Raw genomic sequence first — 12149 nt, 5'->3', positions numbered from 1 at the left:
TTTTCCATTTTTACTTTCCTCTGGTGGTTGATTTTTATTCTTTTTATCACTCTTTTCGATTTTGCTTTTTCCATTGGTTTAGCTGCTACTTTTTGAGTTTCTTTGCTTAAAACCTCAGATATAGCGGACTTTAGAACTTTTATCTCAATTTTTTGGTGCTATTTCTATTATAAATTGTGCATTTGCTCCATCAACCTTGTTAACTTCACCTATTATTCCACCAGAAGTAATGACTGTAACCCACAGAAGGAAGTGAAACTAAGCAAAAAAACGCACAAAATAGACAAATTGTACCATTTACAGGCTCGTTTGGCTTTAACATAGGAAGCAAAGTAAATTGTAAAGCTCCAGTGGTTACTGCTGCAATAAAAGCTAATATACCAAAATATAGAATCTTCCTTCCCTTATCTAATTTTTTTAATGATGTAATAAGGTTATCCCTTTTAAGAACACCAAAACTTTCTATACAGAACAACAATATACCATTTGGTGTCATTCCAGCGCTTGACCAGAAAAAAAGAGACATGGATCCAAGTAGTATAGGAAATCCAATACCTCAAGAAGCAGAACAGAATGTAGGTCAAACTACTTCGCACATAGAGTATTTTAAACCTAATAGAAAAAAATCGAAAAAGCAACCTCAAGAACAGAAGAAGAAAAACAATCTACCATAAAACAAGCACGAAATGATGCTAGAGTAGCTATGATAGATAACCAAATTGAGCACAGGGGGAAAAAACTCGATAAAATATTTATTGAAGTGATGAGTGGATACAAAAATCAAGATCCAGAAACATTTTGCAATATTTTCAGCTCAGTATTCAATATTGTTTACTTTCAAGATAAACAATTACATGCAATATTAGAGCCAGGCGAGATATCAGAAGTATTACAGATACTCGAAAGGCCATAACCTCTTAGTAACTCACTTTTAGGTAAAGAATATTTACAAAAACAAGTATATAGAAAAAAAGAGCAATTAGTTTCAGGTGTTTATATACAACAACCTCCTACGCAACATAAGAACACTCCTCATAAATCTACAAACCCTTTACCAATTAAAGATCCTTCACCAGCAACAAATGAAGCTAAAACTCTACCGCCTACTAACATTGCACTCAAATCACCGTTAAAAACTGTATTTTCCTCAAAAAAGGCTTATTTTTGTCTATTTATAATAGTAGCATCTGCATCAACACTTTGCTTATGGCATTTTCCATCAGGAAAAGTGTCAATGTTAAAAGGATTAGTGCCACCAGAAAAAAGAGAAAGTATTGGGCTAGCATTGAACATAGGGTTATCAATATTAACTGTATTATGTGTTCTGAGTTTGGCTTATTTCATATATTCTGAATATTCTATAGAATCTATTGAACAAGTAAGTGAAAACGATCCCCTTTCTCGCGCCTATAGCTAGTGCAGGCTCAGTTTTCCTACGTCATACCGTCACGGTATCTCTAGATCCCGCTAACACGTAGCGGGATGACGAATTTGTCGTTTTTTAAATTGTCGGTAAACCAGAATTACTTTAACTATAACAAAATAGAAATAAGTTGTTGTAAAAAATTTTTCATGGTAAAATTATTTATTTTCACCATATGTTTAAAGGAATTATCACGGATATCGGGACTATAACTGATACTACCATTCACTCCAACTCTGATCAAATTTTCCATATCAAGACACAAAATTTATCCTCTATAAATAAAGGAGATTCAATAGCTTGCTCTGGTGTGTGTTTAACTGTTGTTGATATAATGAGCGATACATTTACAGTCCAAGCATCTCAAGAAACTATGAAGGTTGCTAACTTAAATACGTGGAGAATAGGAAAAAAAATAAATCTCGAACAAGCAATGAGATTAAGCGATAAGATCGATGGCCACCTAGTTCAGGGTCATGTTGACGGGATAGTAAAAATTTTAACAATTGAGCGAAATTTAGATTCTCATGAAATCAAGCTATCATGCTCGCAAGAATTAATTAAATTTGTTGCAAAAAAAGGCTCCGTTACACTAGATGGGGTTTCTCTCACATTGAATTCAGTTATTAATCAGGAATTTACAGCAAATATCACTCCCTATACATGGGAAAATACAACTTTTCAGTACAACAAAGTAAATGATTATTTGAATTTAGAAATTGACATGATCGCTAGGTATTTAGATCAATTGATGCAACATAAATACAATTAATTTTACAACCTTGTTATTTACAACTATTATATCTTGAAAACCATATAGATATAAAACATGCTTTTCGATAGCCTAATTATCTTCATTGTTGTTCTATGCGTAACTAGAGGCTTTATAAAAGAGCTATGCGCACTAATGTTTCTATTTTTATCGGTCTTTCTGACAGCTAATCAATATGATTTTTTCGCTCCAAATTATAGTAAATATTTTGATTCTAAAGTTACACTAAACATACTTTCTACAATCTCTGTATTTATTATACCTAATCTTATATTCATGATAATAAATAACTGGCTAATGTACATATTATCACCCATAAGGTTGGGGTTTATCGATAGAGTTACTGGAATCTTTCTCGGAGTGCTTAAAGGAATATTGCTCTCTTATGTATTATTTTTTGCTGTGCACTTATATTGCTACACAATATATGACAAAAAAGAGGGAGAGTATAAAATAGAAGCAGAAGACATATTGCCTAATTGGATAATAAATTCACACTCTTATCAGGCTTTATTTGTGACAGCAGAAGAAGTAATTGACATGTATGTACCGGAGTCGTTGATACTAAAAATAAAAGAGATCGGTGGAGAAATGGTTGATCAAGAAAAACCTAAAAACAATAAAAAAGAAGAGTAAATATTTATTTATAAATATTTTCATTGGGAGTATTCAAAAAGCCATATGTGTCAGGTTAAGAGCACAGAATTTTTTACTGGAAAATTAATTTTGTTTTAGCAATAAATCAACTTAAGGTCATAATATCTTGACATTTATTTAATGTTGCTATATAATAGCTATGTACATTTTGTGTACTATAGCAATAAAATTACCTTGTAATAGGTGTATTGGACCCGAGGGCGGTACTCGGCGTCTTCACCATGTTTTTTAATTTATACGGGGACGAATAAGGATCGACATGCATAGTAAAGATGGTAGCTTTGCTCGGTTAGACACCACCGCTAAGAGTTCATAATTTAAATGCAAACGATAACTTTGCTGCTGGTAGTAATGAATGTTGTGTTGCTGCTTAATTTAGCACAACCAATTTATTACAAAAGCACGGTTCAGGGAACGCCGGGTAACAGACGTTCCCCCAAAATTTACGTATGTGAAAGTTATATGGAGCAAACAGATTACAAAAAACTGCTTAATTCTGCTAAGTTTCAAGTTATCAAAAAGACTTTAGATGTTATATCAGGTAATGGTTTTATCCCTCACTTATATATATTAATTAAATATTATTTTTCACATATTTTAATGGTGTGACGTTTGAAAAAGTCATACCATACTCAAATGCTTATTATATTACAGCATCAATTCTATGATTTAAAAGTTTCTGAGGATAAATTTAGCGTCAGTTTGAGTTTTCAAGGAAAACAAGAGCGAATTACTATACCGTTTTTTGCTATTAGTGAGTTTCGTGATAAAATTTCAGGAGATGTTTTAATATTTGACAAAATCAGTATCGACTCTGATAAAGAATACAAAAGTGAAAAATATACTGAAAAACTATCAAACGGTAGTATTATATCCATAGATCAACTGCGTGATGAGTAACTGCTCATCTTTATAAACAAAAAATATTAATAGAAAAAAGTGATCTAACTTAAGTAATAGAATAGAGGGTAGATAAATATGCTAAATCTTTAATTATTTATTAATGCAGGTGGCAAAATTTTTCTTACATATCATCAACTTCCTTTATTGAAAAATTCAGAAAAATGTTGTATAATTATTAGTAGACTTTGGTAAAACATATGACAGATTCAGGAATTAGTATAACTTTTGACCAAAAACTTCACATAACCTTACTAAGTTAGCTGAAATCACCAAGGAATCCGTTCAAGAACTAGCAAAAAGGTTAGTCATCGAAGGAATCGAGTGCGAAGTAGAAGATATTGCGTTATATAAAACTATTAAGGAATGTGAGGATGTAGACTGGAACACAGTACTATCTGAAAGGGAGAGGACATAAACTGAAATACGACATTGTCCACTCAAATAACTTTACTGAAAGAGATTTTCTAAATCTTCCAAATACAATAAGATCAAGGATTACAAAAACGATAAACGAGCGGCTTACAACTGATCCAATTAAATTTGGTAAACCATTACGTGGCAGGCTAAAAGGGTATAGAAGAATAAGGGTTAGTGATTATCGAATTATTTATACTGTAAATATTGCAAAACATAAGGTATTTGTTGCTACAGCAGGACATAGAGACATCATTTATGAGAAGGCTACTTGATAAACATTAAATATATTTTTATACAGCCCTCCTTCCTTTCTTTATTGAAAAATTAAAAAAAATGTTGTATAATTATACAACATATAATTAAAAGGATGTAGAAGGCTAAGAGTTGGTGACTATCGTGTAATTTACAGAGTAAATCAATTAGATCATATAGTAACTATCACAGGGATAGGACATAGAGATGATATTTATAAGAAATAAATACCAACATTACTATATATTATACACCCCTGCTTCCTTGTCCATTCTCTACTTTAGGTGGCTTTGCCCAGCTCAAAAAATGAAGTTTTTTTTGGTTCAGCAAAAACAACATTTTGAGTTTGAAAAGGCTAAATACTTGTCTTTTATATAACTTTCGTGTAACAGATATGTATGCATCCAATCATATATCTACTCAATACGTTACTTGATCTTTATAGCTTCATTCTAATATGTTGGTTTGTCCTAAACTGGTTGGTTAAACTTAATATGGTGAACATATATAATGAAACTGTCAGTAGCATAATGCACATCTTGAACCAATTGACATATCCACCACTAAAGATTATTAGAAGATATATACCACCGTTCAACGGATTAGATTTATCTATAATGATATTGCTAATAACAATTCACTTTGTAAAATATACAGTAGCTTACTACTTTAGGTAGATGTTAAAAAAATATCTAAGATCAGCAATATATCTATCCCTTTTAATATATATATATATATCAGTTTTTAGCTATAACTATAAAGATCCTTCCTTAAACACGGCTACAAATGAGGAAGTGACAAATTTAGGTGGAATAGTAGGTTCATATTTAGCTGATATATTGGTTCAATTTCTTGGATTAACTAGTGTTACAATAGCTACAACCATAGTTTACTTGTTGATCTTCAGGCCAGCAAAAATACTGCTGAAAATTCTCTATTTAATATTAATCAATTTAGGGGTATGTGCTATATTACCACAACTTTCGCTAGGCATCACAGCAAGGTACAGACACAGTGGAATAATAGGGAATGCACTCGTTAATAACTGCCCGTTTTATGTATTTGTGATAGTAACATTAATAGGTCTTGTAGGATCTGTTGGTTGGAAGAGAGCAATTTACTCTCCATTCTTCTTATGTAAAAAAATAGCTTGCTTATTTGTAAATGTTCCATTCTTCAGATCACATAAAACTACTGAGTATTCAATTGCACCATTAGTAGTAGAAGAAAAACATAGAACTAAAATCACTACTAAACAACAACCAAAAGAAAGACAGAAAAAAGCTACCGAAGAAATTTTCAGTGAGTTCGAATTTCCCAGCATTCATTTACTTTCCAAAGCAGAGGAGTCTTTGCAGAGAAAACAGCTGAATGAAATGGAGAGCAATAAAAATTTATCTCTGCTGGAACAAGTCCTGAGTGATTTTGGCGTGCAAGGAAAAATTATCAGTGTATGCTATGGGCCGGTTGTGACTTTATACAAACTTGAACCACAAGCTGGTACGAAATCTGCAAGAGTAATTGGCCTTGCAGATGACATTGCACGTTCGATGAGTGCACTCTCTGCACGTATTTCAATAATTCGTGGGCAAAATGCTATGGGAATAGAGTTGCCGAACAAGGAACGGGAAATTGTAATGCTGCGTGATTTGCTTGAATCACCAGAATACCAAAATGCAAACTTAAATCTTCCAATTGCGCTTGGCAAAGAAATAAGTGGAAAACCAGTTATTGCAGATCTAACTAAAATGCCTCACTTGCTCGTTGCTGGAACCACAGGGTCTGGTAAATCAGTTGCGATTAACACTATGATTCTTTCACTCGTTTATCGATTAAGTCCTGACGAATGCAAGATGATAATGATCGACCCCAAAATGCTTGAGCTTTCAATATATGATGCAATACCACATCTAATAACGCCAGTGGTAACAGAGCCAAAAAAGGCTGTAGTCGCTCTTAAGTGGATAGTGAAAGAAATGGAAAATCGCTATCGCATGATGTCGTATTTGAATGTACGCAATGTTATAAACTATAATCAAAAAATCACAGAAGCGATGAATAGTGGAATAGAATTGGAGCGCATTGTGCAGATTGGCTTTAACTCAACAACAGGCAAACCTCTGTTTGAAAAAATACCAATCAAGATGGAAACATTTCCATATATTGTAGTGATCGTGGATGAAATGGCAGATTTGATGCTTGTTGCCGGCAAAGAAATAGAGTGCTCTATTCAACGCTTAGCTCAGATGGCTCGTGCTGCAGGAATACACATCATAATGGCAACACAACGCCCATCTGTGGATGTGATCACAGGTGTGATAAAGGCGAACTTTCCAACGAGAATCAGTTTTGCTGTTACTTCTAAGATAGATAGCCGTACAATACTTGGCGAACAAGGGGCTGAACAATTGCTCGGCATGGGTGACATGCTCTATATGGCCTCTGGTGGTAAGATCATTCGAGTTCACGGCCCATTTGTATCATTCGAGTTCATGGCCCATTTGAAAGTGATAATGAGGTGCAAGATATAGTTGATCATCTGAAAATGCAAGGTGAGCCAGACTACATGGAGGAAATCACTAAAGAAGATGAAAATTCTTCTACAGAGTCACACGATGAAACGAAGGATGAAGAAAATGACGTCTATAACCAAGCAGTGGCCATCATTCAAAGAGATCAAAAAGTTTCAACCAGTTACATTCAAAGGCAGCTTAGAATAGGCTATAACTGAGCAGCAAACATCGTTGAAAGTATGGAAAAGGAAGGTATTGTCACCGCTCCAAATTACTCAGGGAAAAGAGAGATATTGGTTGAATAATAATCTTGTAATAGCTTAATTTAAGTTTCCGCGCTTTCAAAAAGCAAGTCAAACAAAATTATTAAAAGGTCAATACATAATGACAGTTAATTTAATAATAATTTAAACATTGGGAATGTAAAATTATAATATATTAATTAACTAGGGGGTTAAAATGGTAAAAGGAATTTTGTGCAACTGGTTAGATGTAACAGAATTGCAAGAAAGTCAAAAAATCGATGCTGAGCAGTTTGAAAAAGTTTTTGGTGCATTAAAAAAATGGCAAGAAGCTCAAAAGATAGATGCTAAACAGTTTGAAGAGGTATTTAGTGCATTAAAAGAATGGCAAGAAGCTCAAAAGATAGATGCTGAGCAGTTTGAAAAAGTTTTTAGCGCATTAAAAGACAAGATTGGTACTGAGCAGTTTCAAGGTATGCAAGAGCACTTAAACGGCCTGCAAAAAAAAGTGGAAACACTTGCAGAGGCAGTAGCAGATCAAGAAAAAACACTACTAATTTGTACTATAGCCACTGCTGTTGCCGTAATAGCGATAACTAGTTTTGTTGCATTCTGTATCTATCAGGGAGTTAAGTGTGAAAGGGAGAAAGAAAAGAACTTGTCTAAAGATACACCAGACGCAAAACTTAATAATGTAGATACTACCGATGATACTGAAAAACTACAGAATAACTTAAAAGTTGCAAACATATAGCTGCATAACACTTTTCTTGAAAAGGTGTTACGCAACTTGTAACACCTTTCTCTTCTCTTAGGCTATGTAGGTTTTTTTGATAGCAAACATATCACTTTTTAGAAAAATATTTGTATTGTAAAGTTAGTAAAGATTCTGGTTTACTTAAAGTTTGTTAATTGCTATCTTTTAAAACACGATATTTACTATAGCACCATATGCTTAGGATTTTTTCTAAAGTTTTGTTTATATTAATGTTGTTGGTGGTGCAAACTTTCATACAGATGAGGATTTTGCTGAGTCATATAAACTGTATGAGAAGCGTAGGGAATTGCTCAAGAAAAAAAGTCACAAGATCGAGCTACAAATAAAGAAGATCTAATCAAACAATTAAAAGAGAAAAAAATTGCTAGTCTTGATAATGAGCCAAAGCGTGCATAGTCGACGATGAAGAGAGCGCTATGATAAATCAGCATGGTATTAATATCGCAAGTTTAAAGGGTGCTGTATTTATAGATCAAGAGCCAGTTTCTCAGTATGAAAGTAAGCAGCATGAAAGTGAACAACAAGAAGGGAAGAAAGTTACTTCAACACGAGAAAAGAAAGTTTCTCCTATAAATATCACTATAAAAGAAACTCCTTCAAGAAGAACGTGCTCACATGATTCTATTGCTAATTTGCATAACGTAGATGCTTATAGTTTGAATGGTTCAAGTTCGTTTGGCAGCGTAGCTGACACAGTAAAATAGTATCACAATTAATAATATGCTAGATACAGACCTGATATTGAATGACGATGCATGTGAATTATCGCCAATGTCCAGGCACAAAACTCATGTTGTAGAAGTTGGAAATGTAAAGATAGGCGGAAATAATCCTGTAGTTGTACAATCTATGGCGCTTGGTGTGCATATAGATTCTGATAATATAAAAAGTAGCGCAAAACATTATGCAAAAGAGATAACAGAACTAGCGCGTGCAGGTTCAGAATTGGTGCGAATTGCATTGAACTCAGAGGAGGTAGCAAGGGCAATACCTTATATAGTAGAAGAGATAAATAAAGAAGGTTTTAACGGTAAAATATTGGTAGGCTGCGGTCAATATGAGCTAGATAAATTAGTTCAAGATTATCCAGACAACATCAAAATGCTGGGTAAAATTAGAATCAATCCAGGCAATATATGCTTTGGCGACAAACGTGATGAGAAGTTTGAAAGGATTATAGAGTATGCAATAATGCACGATCTTCCGGTTAGAATTGGAGTAAATTGGGGTAGTCTTGATAAATACCTTTTACAAAAACTGATGGATGAAAACTCTTTGCTTAGTAATTCAAGGCCTTCTGACGTTATACTGCGCAGAGCACTTGTAATGTCTGCTCTTGATAGTGCAAAAAAAGCTAAAGAAATTGGTCTAAGTTCAAACAAAATAATCATTTCATGTAAAGTTAGCAAAGTACAAGATTTAATTTTAGTTTATACGGCACTTGCAAAATCTTCCAATTATGCATTGCATTTGGGTTTAACTGAGGCTGGTGTGGGCAATAAAGGTGTGGTAAATACCGCAGCGGGGCTTACTTATTTATTGCAAAATGGCATTGGAGATACCATACGGGCTTCTTTGACTCAACGTCCTGGTGAATCGCGTACTAAAGAAGTGGCGGTGTGTCAGGAAATATTGCAGTCTATAGGCTTGCGATACGTTAACCCTCAGGTTAATTCATGTTCTGGTTGTGGGCGCACGAGCAGTGATCGTTTTCGTATATTAACTGAAGAAGTGAATGGCTATATAAAAACTCATATGCCGATGTGGAAGAAAAAAAATCCAGGTGTAGAGCATATGAGCATTGCTGTTGTGGGATGCATAGTAAACGGCCCTGGAGAAAGCAAACACACAAATTTGGGAATCAGCTTACCTGGATATGGAGAAAAACCTGTTTCAGCAGTCTACAAAAACGGCAAATATTTCAAAACTTTACAAGGTGATAATGTCTCTGAAGAATTTAAGGCAATTATTGATAATTATGTGAAGAAGCATTACACGTAACCTTTCACGGTTAATTAATAGATAAATCGCAAATAAAAAAGAAAATTAAACCTTGTTTTTCTTTTTTCGTTGGGAATGTTCAAAAAAGCATACGCGTCAAGTTAAGAGATTGTGAACAAATTTAGAGAGGTTAAAGTGGATACTCTAGCCCTTCTACGTTTGTCTTTTAATGAAAATCGCGACCAAGTTATAATGAGTTTTTTAAGAAATGCTTTTAAACTATTAATTTTGGTTAATACTAAAAATAACTCTCTAACCCGCCTTTTTAGCTCAATAAATGCCTTTGTTAAGCTAAGTTCTGTATTCTTTTTCACTTCTGTGCAACCAACTATGCCGTGAAATATAAGAATTGCGCACAATTTAGTATATAGTTCACATAATACTCTGCATGGCTTTCCTTTTAGCTTATCAAGCCTGATATGGCTTTTATACAATTTAAATAATAACTCAATTTGCCACCTTACTCTGTAAATCGTTAATACTTGCTCAGCACTAATTTTATTTTCTGGAACATTAGTTATACCAGTTTTGATTTCTTTTAGAGGATCCTGCGATCTTGCTAATCTATTAGCTTTCCTTCTCCTGGCCATATTCAGTTAGTTTCTGACATATAATTCTTACTCTAATTTTTGCTTCTTTTCCTAACAATACCTCGTTTTCTAAAAATAACTTATCCTCTAAACATTCTAATAACTCCATTTTTTGATTTGTTTCTACATCATATACGTTGGTATCGGATTTATAACGACTTATGAAATAAGCTCCTATTTCATTGATTTGTTTAAAAGAACTTGGCACAAAATAACCGAGATCAGATATTAGCAAATCATTGCTTGATATATTACTTAAATGTTTCCTATATCCCTGGTCTGATCTTATTCCCTCCGTTAAATTAAGTTGGTCTATTATCTGATTCATGTAATCGAAAACTAATTGTAACTTTATTCCAGATTCAGTATTGCTTTCATAGCCACTGTAGCTAGTACCATAACCTTTATACATCTCTTCCATACTGTTAGGTAGAGTAATATAGCTACTGTGCAATAATTTAACACTATTAAATTGCTGTAAGATTTTGCAATCAACTTGCAAGATATTTTTAAAGAGAATCACAGATTCAGTATACATCCTTTTCATAAATTCCACTGCTTCTTCAGTAAATCTAAAATGCAAACCTTGTTTTGTTATATCTATCGAGTCCTCGTTTAGTAATTGACACATTGTTTCTACGCTACAATTATCAACTCCTATATTACCCAAGACCATGGCTTTTACGAATGATGAACCTTTTAGCTTTCTCTTTCTTTTTATAAACCTTGTTGTAATTGAGATTTTCTCTGCTTTTTCATTAAAAAATTCTTTGAGCTTTTTTGATAAGCAAGTTATTTTATTCATTGGTTCTCTCACTAAAAGTATATCTGGGAGAACTTATACCCTATTATTCTATCTCTTTCATACCTTTATTTCCTTGACTTGACGCGTATGGTTCAAAAAAGTGTGTCAAACCGAAAAAAAAGTAATAAATTGATATAAAAAAAATGGAGGTTTGACTGACCTTACCCAGAAAAAGTGGAGAGAAAGTTTGGAATGTTTTTCACAAAGAGAATGATGAATCAAAATGCTCAGGAATGCAATAGTTAATAGTGACGTTGTTTGTCATAAAAAATTTCTATATATTCAAATATAGCAGTTTTGATATGCTGTTTAGAGTGCCGAGAGGTGTCTATTAGTAACTCCCTTTTTAGAGAACTGAAGAAGCTTTCCACAACAGAATTGTCGTAACAACAACCTTTATAACTCATCTATGTTTTTTATGGATAAGAGATATTGATAACCTTGCGAAGTATATTGTGAACCTTGATCACTATGTAATAGTAGATTTTTGGCAGGTTTACGCTTGTTAACGGCCATTAATAAAGAGTCCATAACCAATTGTTTATTTATTGAACTGCTCATTAACTACCATGCGTGAATATAGATCGATTATTGTTGCCAAATATAGCCATCCCTACCCCTACAACAACATTGCAAGCATTGATTTTTCTCCATATGAAAAGAGTCTGGAAGCTCTTTTACTCTAAACACGATGTTTACATCCTCAAAATTAATCTCAATTCGCTTAACTAAATCTTTAATAAAACCATTCCGAGTGAATTTTTTAAATAGCCTACTTTTTTTATTACGGACCATC

8 protein-coding genes, 1 other RNA gene and 6 pseudogenes are annotated in these 12149 nt (G+C 33.4%); 12 read left to right on the top strand and 3 right to left on the bottom strand.

Annotated elements, in window-relative coordinates; genetic code table 11:
• Positions 1 to 245: 245 nt before the first annotated feature.
• The 12 genes and pseudogenes from WGMM_RS02255 to ispG form a co-directional block, all read left to right on the top strand.
• A pseudogene (locus WGMM_RS02255) lies at positions 246 to 1417 on the top strand (hypothetical protein); the annotation flags it as partial.
• A gap of 181 nt (positions 1418 to 1598) precedes the next feature.
• The gene (locus WGMM_RS02250) at positions 1599 to 2195 is read left to right on the top strand and encodes a riboflavin synthase (RefSeq protein ID WP_038249448.1); all 597 of its coding nucleotides are present in this window, start codon (positions 1599 to 1601) and stop codon (positions 2193 to 2195) included.
• 57 nt (positions 2196 to 2252) lie between these two features.
• Positions 2253 to 2831 (top strand): CvpA family protein, encoded by a 579-nt coding sequence (locus WGMM_RS02245; protein WP_038249445.1) that lies wholly within the window; start codon positions 2253 to 2255, stop codon positions 2829 to 2831.
• Positions 2832 to 2954: 123 nt separating this feature from the next.
• Positions 2955 to 3291: a transfer-messenger RNA gene (ssrA, locus tag WGMM_RS05650) on the top strand.
• A gap of 173 nt (positions 3292 to 3464) precedes the next feature.
• On the top strand, positions 3465 to 3752 hold the full coding sequence (locus WGMM_RS02240) for a ClpXP protease specificity-enhancing factor SspB (RefSeq protein WP_240991870.1): 288 nt from the start codon (positions 3465 to 3467) through the stop codon (positions 3750 to 3752).
• A gap of 398 nt (positions 3753 to 4150) precedes the next feature.
• Entirely contained in the window at positions 4151 to 4444 is a 294-nt protein-coding gene (locus tag WGMM_RS05640; RefSeq protein ID WP_338062971.1) for a type II toxin-antitoxin system RelE family toxin, read from the top strand.
• A gap of 102 nt (positions 4445 to 4546) precedes the next feature.
• Positions 4547 to 4651 (top strand): annotated as a pseudogene (locus tag WGMM_RS06630) (type II toxin-antitoxin system RelE family toxin); the annotation flags it as partial.
• Positions 4652 to 4822: 171 nt separating this feature from the next.
• Positions 4823 to 5101 (top strand): YggT family protein, encoded by a 279-nt coding sequence (locus WGMM_RS05630; RefSeq protein ID WP_081818064.1) that lies wholly within the window; start codon positions 4823 to 4825, stop codon positions 5099 to 5101.
• A pseudogene (locus WGMM_RS02235) lies at positions 5102 to 7242 on the top strand (DNA translocase FtsK).
• Positions 7243 to 7396: 154 nt separating this feature from the next.
• Positions 7397 to 7933 (top strand): hypothetical protein, encoded by a 537-nt coding sequence (locus tag WGMM_RS02230; protein WP_038249442.1) that lies wholly within the window; start codon positions 7397 to 7399, stop codon positions 7931 to 7933.
• A 241-nt stretch (positions 7934 to 8174) separates the two neighbouring features.
• Positions 8175 to 8661, top strand: a pseudogene (locus WGMM_RS02225) (TRP75-related protein); the annotation flags it as partial.
• Between the two features lie 16 nt (positions 8662 to 8677).
• Positions 8678 to 9958, top strand: a complete 1281-nt coding sequence (gene ispG / locus WGMM_RS02220) for a flavodoxin-dependent (E)-4-hydroxy-3-methylbut-2-enyl-diphosphate synthase (protein ID WP_038249439.1) — start codon at positions 8678 to 8680, stop codon at positions 9956 to 9958.
• Positions 9959 to 10059: 101 nt separating this feature from the next.
• Here ispG and WGMM_RS02215 read toward each other — a convergent pair.
• The 3 genes and pseudogenes from WGMM_RS02215 to WGMM_RS06625 form a co-directional block, all read right to left on the bottom strand.
• Positions 10060 to 11353: pseudogene (locus tag WGMM_RS02215) on the bottom strand (IS4 family transposase).
• Positions 11354 to 11552: 199 nt separating this feature from the next.
• Positions 11553 to 11966: pseudogene (locus WGMM_RS07475) on the bottom strand (transposase); the annotation flags it as partial.
• Positions 11942 to 12149 (bottom strand): hypothetical protein (locus WGMM_RS06625; protein WP_038249436.1); only part of this gene is annotated, 208 nt, incomplete at its 5' end. The gene WGMM_RS06625 and the pseudogene WGMM_RS07475, both read right to left, overlap by 25 nt.

Source organism: Wolbachia endosymbiont of Glossina morsitans morsitans, assembly GCF_000689175.1.
Classification (GTDB): domain Bacteria; phylum Pseudomonadota; class Alphaproteobacteria; order Rickettsiales; family Anaplasmataceae; genus Wolbachia; species Wolbachia pipientis.
Note: the sequence above shows the minus strand (reverse complement) of the source record. Positions and strands in the feature narration are given on the sequence as shown.